Origin of the sequence: Acidovorax sp. PRC11 (genome assembly GCF_031844105.1) — a bacterium.
GTDB lineage: Bacteria > Pseudomonadota > Gammaproteobacteria > Burkholderiales > Burkholderiaceae_C > Paracidovorax.
In genome coordinates this window covers 185,834-200,713 of sequence record NZ_JAUZUQ010000007.1, presented here as the reverse complement: position 1 = coordinate 200,713, position 14,880 = coordinate 185,834, and the positions used below count along the sequence as shown (strand labels likewise).

At 69.7% G+C, this 14,880-nt stretch carries 13 protein-coding genes; 12 read left to right on the top strand and 1 reads right to left on the bottom strand.

The genetic code is table 11. The annotated features are described in order from the left end of the window. Positions 1-27: 27 nt before the first annotated feature. The 10 genes from Q9R47_RS10495 to Q9R47_RS10450 all read left to right on the top strand — a co-directional run bounded on the left by Q9R47_RS10495 (position 28) and on the right by Q9R47_RS10450 (position 10,333). Entirely contained in the window at positions 28-1,068 is a 1,041-nt protein-coding gene (locus Q9R47_RS10495; protein WP_311233153.1) for an amidohydrolase family protein, read from the top strand. A gap of 53 nt (positions 1,069-1,121) precedes the next feature. Continuing rightward, complete coding sequence (locus Q9R47_RS10490; protein WP_311233152.1) at positions 1,122-2,108, top strand: tripartite tricarboxylate transporter substrate binding protein; 987 nt, start codon at positions 1,122-1,124, stop codon at positions 2,106-2,108. 81 nt (positions 2,109-2,189) lie between these two features. Continuing rightward, positions 2,190-3,665: an aldehyde dehydrogenase gene (locus Q9R47_RS10485; RefSeq protein WP_311233221.1), complete on the top strand. Its 1,476-nt coding sequence runs from the start codon at positions 2,190-2,192 to the stop codon at positions 3,663-3,665. Positions 3,666-3,701: 36 nt separating this feature from the next. Beyond that, positions 3,702-4,592, top strand: a complete 891-nt coding sequence (locus Q9R47_RS10480; RefSeq protein ID WP_311233151.1) for an NAD(P)-dependent oxidoreductase — start codon at positions 3,702-3,704, stop codon at positions 4,590-4,592. Between the two features lie 313 nt (positions 4,593-4,905). Beyond that, entirely contained in the window at positions 4,906-5,556 is a 651-nt protein-coding gene (locus tag Q9R47_RS10475; RefSeq protein WP_311233150.1) for a YitT family protein, read from the top strand. Positions 5,557-5,590: 34 nt separating this feature from the next. Further along, complete coding sequence (locus Q9R47_RS10470; RefSeq protein WP_311233149.1) at positions 5,591-5,968, top strand: hypothetical protein; 378 nt, start codon at positions 5,591-5,593, stop codon at positions 5,966-5,968. A 111-nt stretch (positions 5,969-6,079) separates the two neighbouring features. Continuing rightward, entirely contained in the window at positions 6,080-7,594 is a 1,515-nt protein-coding gene (locus tag Q9R47_RS10465; protein WP_311233148.1) for a TolC family protein, read from the top strand. A 10-nt stretch (positions 7,595-7,604) separates the two neighbouring features. Then, the gene (locus tag Q9R47_RS10460; protein ID WP_311233147.1) at positions 7,605-9,062 is read left to right on the top strand and encodes a copper oxidase; all 1,458 of its coding nucleotides are present in this window, start codon (positions 7,605-7,607) and stop codon (positions 9,060-9,062) included. A gap of 87 nt (positions 9,063-9,149) precedes the next feature. Beyond that, positions 9,150-9,791, top strand: a complete 642-nt coding sequence (locus tag Q9R47_RS10455) for a DUF411 domain-containing protein (RefSeq protein ID WP_311233146.1) — start codon at positions 9,150-9,152, stop codon at positions 9,789-9,791. A 14-nt stretch (positions 9,792-9,805) separates the two neighbouring features. Next, positions 9,806-10,333, top strand: coding sequence for a copper-binding protein (locus Q9R47_RS10450; RefSeq protein ID WP_311233145.1), 528 nt, complete (start codon positions 9,806-9,808; stop codon positions 10,331-10,333). A gap of 318 nt (positions 10,334-10,651) precedes the next feature. Here the strand turns inward: Q9R47_RS10450 and Q9R47_RS10445 are convergent, their stop codons facing one another. Next, positions 10,652-12,103: a toll/interleukin-1 receptor domain-containing protein gene (locus Q9R47_RS10445; RefSeq protein ID WP_311233144.1), complete on the bottom strand. Its 1,452-nt coding sequence runs from the start codon at positions 12,101-12,103 to the stop codon at positions 10,652-10,654. Between the two features lie 274 nt (positions 12,104-12,377). On the opposite strand from Q9R47_RS10445, the gene Q9R47_RS10440 reads away from it, so the two are divergent. Further along, the gene (locus Q9R47_RS10440) at positions 12,378-13,445 is read left to right on the top strand and encodes a P1 family peptidase (RefSeq protein ID WP_311233143.1); all 1,068 of its coding nucleotides are present in this window, start codon (positions 12,378-12,380) and stop codon (positions 13,443-13,445) included. After that, complete coding sequence (locus tag Q9R47_RS10435; RefSeq protein ID WP_311233142.1) at positions 13,442-14,854, top strand: TAXI family TRAP transporter solute-binding subunit; 1,413 nt, start codon at positions 13,442-13,444, stop codon at positions 14,852-14,854. Before Q9R47_RS10440 ends, Q9R47_RS10435 begins: the two co-directional genes overlap by 4 nt. Positions 14,855-14,880 lie beyond the last annotated feature (26 nt).

Here is a 14,880-nt window from a genome sequence, read left to right as displayed (position 1 = left end):
AAGCCCGCACACGGAAAGGACCTTCCCATGAATCCGCAGAACCCTTCTTTCGCCCCGCCGGTCATCCCGCGCGCGGAAGTGCGGCCCGCCTGGCTCGCGCAGCACACCGAGGCGGCACTCGAGCCTGATCTCGCCATCATCGATCCGCACCACCACCTGTCCGACCACGGCTGGGGCGGCTACCTGGCGGACGACCTGCTGGCCGACCTGGGCTCGGGCCACCGCATCGAATCGACCGTGTTCATCCAGGTGGGCTTCGCCTACCGCGACGGCGGCCCGGAATCCTTGAGGCCCGTGGGCGAAACCGAGCGCGTGGCCCGCATCGCGCGCGAGGCCGCGCAGGCGGGGCATGCCACGCGGCTGTGCGCCGGCATCGTCGGCTTCGCCGATCTCTCGCTGGGCGCGGCCGTGGAAGAAGTGCTCACCGCGCAGATCGAGGCCGGTGCCGGGCGCTTTCGCGGCATCCGCTGCCACGCGGCGGCGCATGCCGAATTCCAATACGGCGTCATGCAGGCGCCGCCGCTGCACCTCTATATGGCACCGGCGTTCCGCGACGGCTTCGCCCGCCTGGCGCAGTTCGGGCTCAGTTTCGATTCCTGGGCCTACCACACCCAACTACAAGAACTCGCCGACCTCGCCCGCGCCTTCCCGCAGACGCCCGTGGCGATCGACCACGTGGGGGCGCCGGTCGGCGTCGGGCCCTACGCGGGCCGGCGCGATGCGGTGTTCGCGGAGTGGCGGGCCGACATGCGCCGCATCGCCGAGCTGCCCAACGTCTGCGTCAAGCTGGGCGGGCTGGGCATGAGCGTGATCGGCTTTCCGTTCCACCTGCGGGACGCGCCGCCCACCTCTGCCGAGCTGGCCCAGGCCTGGGCGCCCTACATCCGCGAATGCATCGAGATCTTCTGCCCGCGGCGGTGCATGTTCGAGAGCAACTTCCCCGTCGACAAGGGCACGTGCAGCTACGCCGTGCTCTGGAACGCGTTCAAGCGCATCACGGCGGACCTGTCCGAGGACGACAAGCGCTGGCTCTACCGCGACACCGCCGCGCGGTTCTACCGCCTGTGAGCAGCCGCCCTACCCCTTCCTTCAGCAACGATGAAAAACCAGGAGACACATCCATGACCACCGATTCCCTCACCCGACGGCACGCCCTGGGCGGCCTGCTGATGGCCTCGCTCGCGCCCGGCATGGCCTTCGCGCAGGCGCCCAAGTTCCCGAACGACACCGTGCGCATGGTCGTGCCGTATGCCGCGGGCGGCGCCACGGACATCGTGGCCCGCGCGGTGGTGGACCGGCTCGGCGCGCGCTGGGGACAGGCCGTGGTGGTCGAGAACAAGCCCGGCGCGGGCACCACGCTGGCCGCCGCGCAGATGGCGCGCGCGCCCGGCGACGGCTACCAGCTCTACATGACCACGTCGGCGCACACCATCAGCGGCCTGGTCTATCCCAAGCTGGGCTACGACCCGGTGAAGGACTTCGCGCCGCTCAGCCTGATCGCGAAGGTGCCGCTGGTGCTCGTGGTGCGGCCCACGCTGGAGGCGAAGACGGTGGACGAATTCGCGCGCTACGTGCGCGCCAACCCCGACAAGGCCACCTTCGCCTCGCCGGGCAACGGCACCGCCCAGCACCTGACCGGCGAGATGTTCAACGCCGCGATGAAGACGCGCATGCTGCACGTGCCCTACAAGGGCGACGCGCCGGCCATCACCGACCTGCTGGGCGGCTCGGTGGACGCCATGTTCGCCACGCTCACCGTGGTGCTGCCGCACATCGCCTCGGGCAAGCTGCGCGCGATCGCGCTCGCCAACGGCCAGCGCGTCGAGAAGGTGCCCGAGATCCCCACCTTCGCCGAGCAGGGCCTGCGCCATTTCGAGGCCGCGACGTGGTTCGGCGTGCTCGCCCCCGCATCGATGCCGGCCGTGCTGCAGAACCGCATCGCCACCGACATCCGCGCGGTGGTGGACCAGCCGGACCTGCGCGCCAAACTCATCGACCTCGGCGGCGAGGTGGTCTCCAGCGATCCGGCCGCGTTCGGCACCTTCATGCAGGCCGAATACCGCAAGTGGCAGGCGATCGTGAAGCAGTCGGGCGCGACCATCGGCTGACCGCCAGCGCCCGCTGCGGCGGGCCTCCGCCATCCCCCTTTTTTCCCCTTCAGCGCGACAGAGAAGACCTTCACCATGTCCATGGACACCACGACGACAGACACCCAGCCGATGCTCATCGGCGGCGAATGGATCACCAGCGAGGACGGAGCCATCGACTCCGTCAACCCGGCCACCGGCCGCATCAACCGGCGCGTCACGGCGGCCAGCGCCGCGCAGGTGGACGCGGCCGTGGCCGCCGCGCGCGACGCGGCCTCGGCCAAGGGCTGGCGCGACATGCTGCCCCACGTGCGCGCGCAGATTCTCGGGCGCATCTCCGACGGCATCCGCGCGCATGCGGACGAGCTCGCGCACCTGCAGATGATCGAGAACGGCAAGGTGCTGAGCGAATGCAGGACGCAGGTCGCCGGCGCCGCGGCCACCTACCGCTACTACGCCGCCGTCTGCGAGACGCTGGGTGCCGAGGTGCCGCCCGCGCGCGGCGACTACCTCTCGATGACGGCCTACGAGCCCTACGGCGTGGTGGCGGCCATCACCCCGTGGAATTCGCCGATGACGATGGAGGCGCAGAAGATCGCCCCCGCGCTCGCGGCCGGCAACGCGGTGCTGCTCAAGCCCTCCGAGGTGACGCCCAGCGTGGGCCTGGCGGTGGCGCGCATCGCCCAGGAGGCCGGGCTGCCGCCCGGCATCCTCAACGTGCTGCCCGGCACCGGCGCGGTCACGGGCCACGCCATCATCCACCACCCCGGCGTGCGCATGGTGTCGTTCACGGGTGGCACGCAGACCGGCCGCAGCATCGCCGCCGTGGCCGCGCAGCGCCTGATCCCGGTCGCGCTGGAGCTGGGCGGCAAGTCCCCGCACATCATCTTCGACGACGCGCAGCTGGATGCCGCCATCGACGGCGTGGTGGACGGCATCTTCGAAGGCAGCGGCCAGTCGTGCGTGGCGGGCTCGCGCCTGTTCGTGCACCGCAAGGTGCTGGACCAGGTGCTGGCGATGCTGGTGGAACGCGCCAACGGGCTGCGCGTGGATCTGCCCGATGCGCCCGGCGCGCAGATGGGGCCCGTGTCCGGCTTCCGGCACCGCGAGCGCATCGAGGCCATGGTGCAGGGCGCACGCGACGAAGGCGGCGAGATCCTGGCCGGCGGCTGCCGCCCCGAGGGTGACCACCTCGCCGCGGGCGCCTTCTACCGGCCCACGGTGATCGCGGGCCTCGGCAACCACGCCACGGCCGTGCGCGAGGAAATCTTCGGCCCCGTGCTGTGCGTGCTGCCGTTCGACGACGAGGACGACCTCATCGCCCAGGCCAACGACACGGCCTTCGGACTCGCCTCGGGCATCTGGACCGCCAACTACCAGCGCGCCTGGCGCGTGGCCCGCGCGCTGGAGGCCGGCCTCGTCTGGATCAACACCTACAAGCAGCTGTCGATCGCCACGCCGTTCGGCGGATTCAAGGAAAGCGGCATCGGCCGCGAGAAGGGCGTGACCGGCGTGCGCCTCTACCAGCAGAGCAAGGGCATCTACTGGAGCATGAACCCCGCCAACGTCCGGGCGTAAGTCCCGACACTGACACCTATTCAGAAGGAAAAAAACATGCAATCACCCACCGTAGGTTTCATCGGCGTCGGCGTCATGGGCGAGCCCATCTGCCGGCACATCGCCACGAAGGGCGGCGCGCCCGTGATCGCGTCCGACCTGAACGCGGAGCCGCTCGCGCGCCTCGCGGAACATGGCGTGCGCACCGCCCTGCTGCAGGAACTGACCGCGCAGGCCGACATCGTGTTCCTGTCGCTGCCCTCGGGCGAGGTCATGAAGCAGGTCGTGGCCGCGCCCGGCGGGCTGGCCGAGCGCCTGCGCCCCGGCACCACCCTGGTGGACCTGAGCACCTCGTCGGTGGACGTCACGCTGGAGGTGGCCCGCCTGCTGCAGGACAAGGGCATCGCCTTCGCCGACGCGCCCGTCATGCGCACGCGCGCCGCCGCCGAGGCCGGCACCCTGGCCGTGCCGGTCGGCGCCAGCCCCGAGGTGTTCGAGCGCATCGCGCCCTTCATCCGCACCTTCGCCTCCGACGTCACGCATGCCGGCGGCATCAGCGCCGGCCAGGTGGTCAAGATCCTCAACAACATGGTGCTCTACGAAACCGTGCTGGCGCTCTCCGAGGCCGCCGCCATCGGCCGGCGCGCGGGCGTGCAGCCGGACGTGCTGTTCCAGGCGTTCTCCACCGGCTCGGCCGACAGCTTCGCGCTGCGCAACCACGGCATGAAGGCGATCGCGCCCGGCCAGTTCCCCGAGAAGGCCTTCCCCGTCACCTATGCGAAGAAGGACATCTCGTACGCCGTCGCCCTGGGCGAACAGGTCGGCGTCGATCCCACGGGCGCGCGCAACCTGCTGGACACGTTGCAGAAGGCGATCGACGCCGGCCATGGCGACAAGTACGCCCCGGCGATCAGCCTGGTGTTCGAGAACGGGCCGGTAGCGGGGTAAGGCGGCACGGCGGCTGCGCTCCGGCGGGGAGCGGGGGCTGCCTGCAAGATAGGGAATGGACGCGCGGCATCGCGGCGGTACTGCGCCCAAGGTACGGTTATTGCAACATCCTCGGCATGCCGTCCATGCCGATCCCGCCCCGCGTCCCGGGATCAGGGTTTACCCTAGAATCCTGCGTCTTCCCACGCGCGCGCCGCGGGAGGGGCCGCCGCCACCGCTTGACGCACCGCAAACCGACGCTCCAGGCGCCGTGCTGCAATCGCGGGCCCCTCGGCCGCCGCGTGCCGCCGCACCCCCTCGCCCCTCGCCATCCATGAGCCAGACCCTCGCCCCGTCCCCTGCCGCACCCGCACCTGCCGCCGCGCCCGCCATGGTCCCGCACACCACCACCGAAGACGCGCTGGCCGTGTTCACGGGCGTGCTGCTGATTTCGGTCGGCGTGGCGTTCTTCACCAGTGCGGGGCTGCTCACGGGCGGCACGGCGGGCATCGCCTTCCTGCTGCACTACGCGACGGGCATCGGCTTCGGCAAATGGTTCTTCCTGCTGAACCTGCCCTTCTACTGGCTGGCGTGGCGCAAGATGGGGCGTGCGTTCACCCTGAAGACCTTCATGGCGGTGCTGCTGCTCTCGCTGATGACCGAGGCACAGTCGCGCTTCCTGCAGCTTTCTGCGCTGCAGCCGCTCTACGCGGCCGTGGCGGGCGGGCTGATCGTCGGCACCGGGTTCCTGGTGCTGTTCCGCCACCGCTGCAGCCTGGGCGGCGTCGGCATCCTCGCGCTCTACCTGCAGGACCGGCACGGCTGGCGCGCCGGCAAGGTGCAGATGGGCGTGGACTGCGCGATCGTGCTGCTGGCGCTCTTCACCGTCGAGCCGGGCCGGGTGCTCTGGTCCATCGTGGGCGCCGTCGCGCTCAACCTGGTGCTGGCCATGAACCATCGCCCCGGCCGCTACATGGCCGTGTGACCGCGCCCGCCGGCCACGCCGTATCATCGGGCCCATGCGCCGCCGCCTCGTCTTCTTCGCGCTGATCGTGCTCATGGCCCTGCGCGGGCTCGTGGGCCCGGCCATGGCCGCGCAGATGGCGGGGGTGCCGCACGCGGGCAGTGCGGTGTCGTCGCACGCTGAGCACGCTGAGCACGCATGCCATGGCGAGTCCGCCACCCACGCCCTACTCCCCACGGCCTGCAGCGCCGCCTCCGGCGACCACGCCGCGCATGCCGCCTGCGCCGATTGCGAGATCTGCCACACGGTGGTGATGGCCCCGCCCGCGCCTGCTCCAGGCGCGGCATCCCACGGCGCCGGCCCGCGCGTGCCCGCCGCCGTCCATTTCGCGAGCGCCCTGCCCGCGCGGGCCACCAAGCCGCCCATTTCCTGAGCCTCGACGCCCGAAGTGCGTCCGCCCCCGCCGTGCCGTCCGGGAAAAACCCGGCGCACGGCAGCGCGGCCGCGTCCCGCTTTCGCTTCCGAGTCCAGGAGAGGCTTCCCCATGCAGACCCCCGGGCCCCGTGCCCATCCTCGTTTCCATTCGTGTTTCCGACCGTTCCGGTCGGCCCTGCCCGCCGCCGCAGCAGCGCTCCTGCTCGCAGGCTGCGCCAGCGTCTCGCCCGACGGCCTGCGCGGCGACGTGCAGGCCACCCTGCAGGGCCGCACGGCCGGCGCCGAGGGCGCCGTCCTGGCCTCCACGGACCCCGCCGCGCAGCGTGCCGCCGACGATGCCGTCGCCCGCTGGCTGGCCGCGCCGCTCACGCAGGATGCCGCGGTGCGCATCGCGCTGCTGCGCCACCCCGGCCTGCAGGCCCGCCTCGCGCGCCTCGGCGTGCAGGACGCCGAGCGCGTGCAGGCGCTCACGCCGCCCAACCCGGTGCTGGGCCTGGGGCGGCTCACGACGGCGCACGAGCGCGAGATCGAGCGCTCCATCACCTTCAGCCTGGTGGAACTGATCACCCTGCCCTGGCGCAGCCGCTGGGCCGGCAGCCTGCGCGAGCAGGACACGCTCGCCGCCGCGGCCGATGCCGCGCGCGTCGCCAGCGATGCCCGCCGCGCCTGGCTGCGCGCCGTGGCCGCGCAGGAAACCCTCGCCGCGCACGAGCGCATGCACGATGCCGCCGAGGCCGGTGCCGAACTGGCCCGCCGCATGGCCAGCGCCGGCAACTGGAGCCGGCTGCAGGCCGCGCGCGAGCAGGCCGTCTTGGCCGATGCGCGGGCCCGGCTGGCACGGGCACGCCTCGCGGCCGGCGCGGAGCGCGAAGCCCTGGCGCTCGCCCTCGGCCTCTGGGGCACGTCTGCCGATGCGATCACGCTGCCTTCGCAACTGCCCGATCTGCCCGCCGAACCGATGGACCCTGCCAGCCTGGAGCAACGCGCCCTGCGCGAGCGCCTGGACGTGCGCGCGGCCCGCCTCGGGCTCGATCGCGTCGCAGACCAGCAGGGCGTCGCCAGCGCCGGCCAGCTCTTCGGCGACATTGGCCTCGGCTACCGGCGCGACACCACCACCGAACGCGGTGCGGGTGGCCATTCCGAAGTCAAACGCGGCTGGGAGCTGGAACTGCCCCTGCCGCTGTTCGACTGGGGCGGCGCGGCGAACGCCCGTGCCCAGGGGCTCGTGAACGAGAGCGCCGCCACGCTGCAACAGACGGCCCTGCGCGCCCGCTCCGAAGTCCGCATGCACTGGCACGGCTACCGCACCGCCTGGGAGCTGGCGCAGGAGCAGGAAAAGCACGTCGTGCCTCTGCAGCAACAGATCCAGGACGAGACCCTGCTGCGCTACAACGGCATGCTCGCCAGCGTCTGGGACCTGCTCGCCCAGGCACGGCAGACCACGCAGGCCGTGGCCGACGCCATCACCGCCCGGCGGGACTTCTGGCTCGCCGACATCGACCTGCAGTTCGCGCTCGCGGTGGCCTCGCCCGGCGCGCAGCCTGCTGCCTCCGCAGCGGCCACGTCCTCCGCCCTGTCCTCCCCCATTTCGTCCAGCGCGGCCCCGGCCGGCGCGGGCCACTGATCCCTCCGCCATGCAACGCAGACACTTCTTCGGCGGCGCCGCCACGGCCGTGGCCGCCCTCTCCGCCGCTTCGGTGGGCCGCGCGGCCCTTGCCGCCTTGCCCGAGGCCGCCGCGCCCGCGGGCGCAGGCACCCAGGTGCCCCCGCTCCCGCCCACGGGCCTGCCCTTCCATCCGGTCGTCACCCTCAACGGCTGGAGCCTGCCCTGGCGCATGAACGCCGGCGTCAAGGAATTCCACCTCGTCGCCGAACCCGTGGTGCGCGAGTTCGCGCCCGGCTTCCACGTCAACCTCTGGGGCTACAACGGCCAGAGCCCCGGCCCCACCATCGAGGTGGTCGAAGGCGACCGCGTGCGCATCTTCGTCACCAACCGCCTGCCCGAGCACACCAGCGTGCACTGGCACGGCCAGCGGCTGCCCAACGGCATGGACGGCGTCTCCGGCCTCAACCAGCCGGCGATTCCCGCGGGCAAGACCTTCGTGTACGAATTCACCGCGCGCCGCCCCGGCACCTTCATGTACCACCCGCATGCCGACGAGATGGTGCAGATGGCCATGGGCCTCATGGGCCTGTGGATCACGCACCCGCGCCTGGACGCGCGCGGCCGGCACCCGCGCATCGCCACCGCCGACCGCGACTACGCCTTCCTGCTCGGCGCCTTCGCGGTGGAACCGGGCAGCCGCACGCCGCGCATCAACGAGATGACGGACTTCAACATCTGGTCGTGGAACAGCCGTGTGTTCCCGGGCATCGACCCCTTCGTGGCGCGCCGCGGCGACCGCGTGCGCCTGCGCGTCGGCAACCTCACCATGACCAACCACCCCATACACGTGCACGGCCACGAGTTCGAGGTGACGGGCACCGACGGCGGCACCGTGCCCCCCTCCGCCCGCTGGCCCGAGGTGACCACCGACGTCGCCGTGGGGCAGATGCGGCAGATCGAATTCATCGCCGACGAACCCGGCGACTGGGCCGTGCACTGCCACAAGAGCCACCACACCATGGGCCCCATGGGCCACGACGTGCCCACCATGATCGGCGTGGACCACCGCGGCCTGGCAGGCAAGATCCAGAAGATCGTGCCCGACTACATGGTGATGGGCGATCGCGGCATGGCCGACATGGGCGCGATGGAGATGCCTCTGCCCGACAACACCCTGCCCATGATGACCGGCACCGGCCCCTTCGGTGCGCTGGAGATGGGCGGCATGTTCAGCGTGCTCAAGGTGCGCGAGGGCCTCGCGGCGAGGGATTTCCGGGACCCGGGCGACTATGTGCAGCCGCCCGGCACGCGCGCGCACGAGTGGACGGGCGGTGCCGACGCGCTGCCGCCCGCGCCGCGTGCGGCGAATGCGCCGCCTGTGGGTGCTACTTCCGACGATGGCGCGGCGCGTGTGCGCAAGCCGGGCAGTGGGCATCAAGGCCACCAGGGCCATCAGGGCCATACCGGCCATGGCCACGACCATTGACTGCGCGACCTTCCGCCCGCCATGCCATCGCTTCACACCTCCATCGTCATCACACACATGCTTCGCACGGAAGAAAGGAAACCCGCCATGAAGAAGACCCAGAACCGCACCTCCAGCCGCTTCACCCCCTCCACACCGGGCGTTGACACCGCCGCCTCGGCGCTTGCATTCGCATCAGCATCAGCGTCAACGTCCTCCGCGCCCGGCACGACCCGCCGCGCCTGGCTGGGCACCGCGCTCTGCGCCACTGCCGCCGCAGCGGCAACCCTCGCCGCCACCCTGCCCTCGCGCGCCCGCGCCGCCGGCCCCGCACCCGTCGCCCCGGCCACCGCCATCGAAGTCTGGAAAGACCCGAACTGCGGCTGCTGCAAGGACTGGGTGGACCACATGCAGGCCAACGGCTTCCAGGCCACCGTACACGACACCGGCAACACGGCGGTGCGCGAAAAACTCGGCCTGCCCCAGAAGCTCGGCTCCTGCCACACCGCCCTCGTCAGCGACTACCTGATCGAAGGCCATGTGCCCGCCGCCGACGTGCAGCGCCTGCTGCGCGAGAAGCCGAGCGCACTGGGGTTGGCCGTACCCGGCATGCCTGTGGGATCGCCCGGCATGGATGGAGCCTTCTACGGAGGCCGGCGCGATGCGTACGACGTGCTGCTCGTGGCGCGCGATGGCAGCACGCGCGTGTTCGCGAGCTATGCGGCGCAGGCGGGCAAGGCGCCGGCGTGAGAGGAAGAATGGCAATGACAACGAAGATGAGAGCGGCGATGTCGCTGAATGCGTTCACGCGCCACGTGCAGGGATCGCAAGTACCGCAGCCTCGACGACCACGGAACGAGTTCTTTTCGAACGCTCGGTGGTGGCCGACGGCGACCGGAGCGCTTGCAGTCTGGATCGCAGTAGCTGGCTTGATGGCAGCCTCCGGCCCGATGCATGCGCAAACATCGGAAGCAGCAGGGCATGCTGGTCATGCACACCATGCGGATCATGGCGCTTCCGCAGATGCACCGGCAACTGCTGCTTCCGCACCTGCTTCGCCCAGCACGGTGTTGAGCGAGGGCGAGGTCGTGCGCTGGAATGCCGCTACCCGCCGCATTACATTGCGGCACGGCGAACTGCGCAATCTGGACATGCCGCCCATGACGATGGTGTTCCGGGTGCGAGAGACTCCTGCGGATGCAGTGCTGGTACCGGGTGCGCGGGTGCGGTTCCTGGCGGAGCGTGATGTGGGCGGTTTTGCGGTGAGCCGCATTGAGCCTGCCGGGCGCTGAAAGAACCTGAAACCTGACAGGCCTGCCAATCGGCCGGCCGGTCGTTTTCTTGCATTGGCGCAGTAGCCGTCGGAGAGCACAATCAATGACGCGCCCGTTCTGCGGAGATTCCAGGCTCTTGACCCTTCCGCTCACCTATGCGCCTGCCTTCGCCCTTTGTGTTCCTACTGCTCGCATTTGGAATCTCGCTCACTACGGATGCCGCATGAATGAGGCGTTGTGGAAGGCAGACACCCGGAACGTTCCGCAATCGGCCCTTGGCTTGTTCGCGAGCAGTGTCGATCTGCACGCCACCAAAGGCTAACACCTTGTCGCCTGTTACTTCGTCAGACCGTGGACGTTGATCGCTTCAAGGAAGCTGAAGCGGCTGAAAGAGCGCCCCCCAGCGCGGTCCAAGTCGTGCAAAATTCCCTTGGAACTATCAAGCTTGGCCTTTAGGTCAACGCCCGAGCGGACCCCGATAGCTGTGTGGATGCCATTGCGAGTGGTTTCGTCTGACGCCCGTAGGAACACGGGATGCTTGTTGCCATGGGATGCATAAACTGATGTGCGCGGCCCCCAGTACGAGATCCAACCGTCAGAAGACTCGCTGCCGGCGACCACAGACTTCAGCGCCAAGAACACATCGGCTTCCATTAGCTCGTTGAACGACGTTTTCTCCGCAGAGCAGCGTTCCTTGAGCAGGTCAGCTGACACGTACACCCGATTAAGCTTCAACCGCTGATTACGGTGCTCGTCTAGTGACTGAAGATGGGCGTCGAAGGCGATGAAGCGCGCTGGGGAAACACCTCGGTGGTCACCGCGAAGGATGTAAGTTGTATCAACCAGACGGCGCAACGTCTTCCAACGCTCGTGGCGGAGGAGCGCGGCAGTTTGGATGAGAAAAGCTTCCAACGCGAAGAACGCGTAGAAGTCGATCCAGCCGGGATAGTAGGAGCCTGCGTTTTCTGGCGGTCCAAAGTGCGCCCCGATGCCCTCCATCAGCTTGATAAAGGGCCCAATCGCGCTTGGGTCATCGCCCGAGAACGCTGCGACAGCTTCCACATAATCAGCGACCTGGTCACGCAGTTCTTTAGTGCCGATGATGGCCTGATAGACACCCTCGTCGTAGTCCTTGCCGTCCGGCGTGACGTACAGCTTGTTGAGCTCAGTTAACACCCCTTTGACGAAAAGCGTCTCCAGTCCCTGTCGGTTGGGCTTGCCGTCCTGGATGGCTCGGATCGCAGCCCCTAACTCCCTGACATAGCTTGTGCCGCCGTTGGAGACGAACGCAGGTGCGCCACCGAGCTTGGGTTTCTGGTGAAAGGGTTGCTCGTAGATGAGCCGGAGAAGTTGGTCTAGCCCCTCGCCGTACCGTTCCTCTGACGACACGTCGATGTAGATTAGGCCCTTCATGAAGACCGGAAGGCACGGCTGACCATCGTCGTCGTAATCGCAAACGATGGGAATGAACTTGGTCTGCTTGACTTTGCCGTAGAGCTCTTGGGAAATGATCTGCGACTCGGTCCCGACTCCACCAGCTCGGGTGTTCGCCTTCTCCTGATACTTGCGATCGCAAAGTACAAGAACCTTGAGCACTTCAGAGTCGACAACCATCGACTCCATGAAGACGTACTTGTCTTGACCCGGCTTGAGGTCCCACTTGTCCAAGATTGCGTCGACGCCGTGATTGCGCAGTGACGTAGCAAGGCCCATCACGAACTGCTCGTGCTCGACGCTTGTCCAACTGTACGAAATGAAAATTTTAGGATGCTCGGTCGTTGCGCTCATGGTCGTTTCCTGCCCTCATTCTTGGTGGCATGTATTCTCGCGGAAGCTTAAGCGAGCGTAAGTAACTTAGGACAGCGCATTCCCAGACTGCAGAGCCAACGACCGCATGCATCCAGTCAAATTGAGTTCACGAATCGTCCGTCAGCGACGGGAACAGAAGCAAAGCGGCTAGTAATACGCATGCATGCCTCATCCCCGTGAGTCGCTTCAAAGTCTGGTATCCCAAGCTTGCGCTGTGGCCCCTCAACCGCAGCAACACGCCATATTGTCCCAAATGCCATCCCTGAATACACAGAATCAACCCACCTCCCCCGGCTCCATCACCCTCGTCCCCGGCATCGAAGTCGGCCACTTCACCTCCCCCCTCCGCCCTACCGGCTGCACCGTCGTCATCGCCCGCGACGGCGCCGTCGCCGGCGTGGACGTGCGCGGCGCAGCCCCCGGCACGCGCGAGACCGATCTGCTGGAGCCCACGCACCTGGTCGACCGCATCCATGCCGTGATGCTGGCCGGCGGCAGCGCGTTCGGGCTGGATGCGGCGGCGGGCGCGGTGCGGTGGCTGGAGGAGCGCGGGATCGGGTTCGACGTGGGGGTGGCGCGGGTGCCGCTGGTGCCGGCGGCGGTGCTGTTCGATCTGCACGTGGGCGATGCGCGCATCCGGCCCGATGCGGCGGCGGGGTATGCGGCGTGCGAGGCGGCCGCGGCTGCAGCTTCTTCGAGCGCGGCACCGTTGCCGCTGGCCGAGGGCTGCGTGGGCGCGGGCGCCGGGGCGGCGGTGGGCAAGCTGTTCGGCATGGCGCATGCGATGAAGGGTGGCATCGGCAGCGCATCGGTCACCGTGGACGGCGTGACGGTGGGTGCGCTGGTGGCCTGCAATGCGGTGGGCGACGTGGTGGACCCGGAAACGGGCCGCCCGGTGGCCGGCGCGCGCACTGCCGATGGCCTGCGGCTGCGCGATACGCGCCGCGCGCTGCTGGCGGGCGATGCGCCGCGCACGCTGCTCGCGGGCACGAACACCACGATCGGCGTGGTGGCGACCGATGCGGTGATCACCAAGGCGCAGGCGCGCCGGCTGGCGGTGTGCGCGCACGACGGGCTGGCGCGGGCGATCAATCCGGTGCATACGCTGTCGGACGGCGACACGCTGTTCTCGCTGGGCACGGGGCGGGCGGGCAAGCCGCTCGGGATGATGGTGCTTTCCACCATGGCGGCCGAGGCCACGGCGCGTGCCACGCTGCGTGCGGTGCTGGCGGCGCGTTCGCTGACCACGGCCGAGGGGCTGCACCTGCCCTGCGCGGCCAACATCGCCGGCACGGCGCCCTGGGGAGCGGGCTGGCCATGAACGTGATGCTTGCCGCGCGGTCGCGCACCGCGGCCCGGCGCGTGCGCACGGCGCTGCTGAACGTGCGCGATCTGCTGCTGTCGGCCGGCCCGCTGGCGTTCGTGGCCGTGGGGCTGGTGGTGCTCGCCTACTGGTGGCTGCAGCCCAATCCGCCGCGCCGCGTGGTGCTGGCCACCGGGCCGGCGCAGAGCGCGTATGCGGAATTCGGCCAGCGCTACCGGCAGGCGCTGGCGGCCGAGGGCATCGAGGTGGTGCTGAAGGAAAGCGAAGGCTCGTCGGCCAACCTGCAGCTGCTGCGCGAGGGCGCGGCGGACCTGGCCTTCGTGCAGGGCGGTACGGGCGAGCTGCGGCCGGAGGATGCCGACACGCTCGAATCGCTGGGAAGCCTGTTCGTGGAGCCGGTGTGGATCTTCTACCGCGAGGACGCGGCGCGGCGCGTGGCGCCCAGCGGGCGGCTCACGCGCCTCGCGCAACTGCAGGGCCTGCGCGTGAACGTGGGCACGCCGGGCAGCGGCCTGCCGACGCTGGTGGAGAGGCTGCTGGAGGCCAACCACGTGGAGCCGGCCCGGGTGCGGCGCACGCAGCTCGGGCAGACGCCCGCCACGGTGGACTTCCTCGCGGGGCGGCTGGATGCGCTGGTGTTCGCCTCCGCGCCCGAATCGCTGATGGTGCAGATGCTGCTGCAGACACCCGGCGTGCGGCTGATGGACTTCCCGCAGAACGAGGCCTACTCCCGGCGCTTCCCGTTCCTCACGCCGGTCACGCTGCCGCGCGGCGTGGCGGACCTGGCGGGCGACGTGCCGCCGACGGACGTGCGGCTGGTGGCCTCCACCACCTCGCTGCTGGCGCAGGGCGGCACGCACCCGGCGCTGCTGCAGCTCTTCGCGCAGAGCGCTCAGACGCTGCACGGCGGCGCGGGCTGGTTCAACCGCGCGCGGGATTTTCCGAACACGCGACACAGCGAGCTGCCGATCGCGGCGGAGGGCGAGCGGGCCATCAACGGCTCGCCGCCGCTGCTGCAGCGCTACCTGCCGTTCTGGATCGCCAACCTCGTCGAGCGCATGTGGCTGGTGCTGGGCGTGCTGCTGGCCGCGATGCTGCCGCTGTCGCGCGTGGTGCCGCCGCTCTACCAGTTCCGCGTGCGCTCGCGCGTGTTCCGCTGGTACGGCCGCCTGCGCGAGATCGAAGACCAGTTCGAGGTCGGCGGCCAGCCGCCTCAGGAACTGCTAGCGCAGCTGGACCGGCTCGAGGCGCAGGTGGAGAAGGTGAGCGTGCCGCTGTCGTACGCGGACGGGCTGTATGCGCTCAAGCACCACATCCAGATCGTGCGGCAGAAGGTGGCCGGGCCGGCGGCGGCCCGGGTGGATGCAGATCCGGACGCACCGGCCACCGGCGGCAGCGCCGCGTAAACGCCGCCCGCCGCGACGGGGTCGCC

What these genes read in the sequence shown, in the direction of transcription:
- Q9R47_RS10465 (WP_311233148.1), top strand. Translation starts at nt 6,080, where the DNA reads ATGCAGACCCCCGGGCCCCGTGCCCATCCTCGTTTCCATTCGTGTTTC.
- Q9R47_RS10455 (WP_311233146.1), top strand. Translation starts at nt 9,150, where the DNA reads ATGAAGAAGACCCAGAACCGCACCTCCAGCCGCTTCACCCCCTCCACA.
- Q9R47_RS10445 (WP_311233144.1), bottom strand. Translation starts at nt 12,103, where the DNA reads ATGAGCGCAACGACCGAGCATCCTAAAATTTTCATTTCGTACAGTTGG.
- Q9R47_RS10470 (WP_311233149.1), top strand. Translation starts at nt 5,591, where the DNA reads ATGCGCCGCCGCCTCGTCTTCTTCGCGCTGATCGTGCTCATGGCCCTG.
- Q9R47_RS10450 (WP_311233145.1), top strand. Translation starts at nt 9,806, where the DNA reads ATGACAACGAAGATGAGAGCGGCGATGTCGCTGAATGCGTTCACGCGC.
- Q9R47_RS10460 (WP_311233147.1), top strand. Translation starts at nt 7,605, where the DNA reads ATGCAACGCAGACACTTCTTCGGCGGCGCCGCCACGGCCGTGGCCGCC.
- Q9R47_RS10495 (WP_311233153.1), top strand. Translation starts at nt 28, where the DNA reads ATGAATCCGCAGAACCCTTCTTTCGCCCCGCCGGTCATCCCGCGCGCG.
- Q9R47_RS10475 (WP_311233150.1), top strand. Translation starts at nt 4,906, where the DNA reads ATGAGCCAGACCCTCGCCCCGTCCCCTGCCGCACCCGCACCTGCCGCC.
- Q9R47_RS10480 (WP_311233151.1), top strand. Translation starts at nt 3,702, where the DNA reads ATGCAATCACCCACCGTAGGTTTCATCGGCGTCGGCGTCATGGGCGAG.
- Q9R47_RS10490 (WP_311233152.1), top strand. Translation starts at nt 1,122, where the DNA reads ATGACCACCGATTCCCTCACCCGACGGCACGCCCTGGGCGGCCTGCTG.
- Q9R47_RS10485 (WP_311233221.1), top strand. Translation starts at nt 2,190, where the DNA reads ATGGACACCACGACGACAGACACCCAGCCGATGCTCATCGGCGGCGAA.
- Q9R47_RS10435 (WP_311233142.1), top strand. Translation starts at nt 13,442, where the DNA reads ATGAACGTGATGCTTGCCGCGCGGTCGCGCACCGCGGCCCGGCGCGTG.
- Q9R47_RS10440 (WP_311233143.1), top strand. Translation starts at nt 12,378, where the DNA reads ATGCCATCCCTGAATACACAGAATCAACCCACCTCCCCCGGCTCCATC.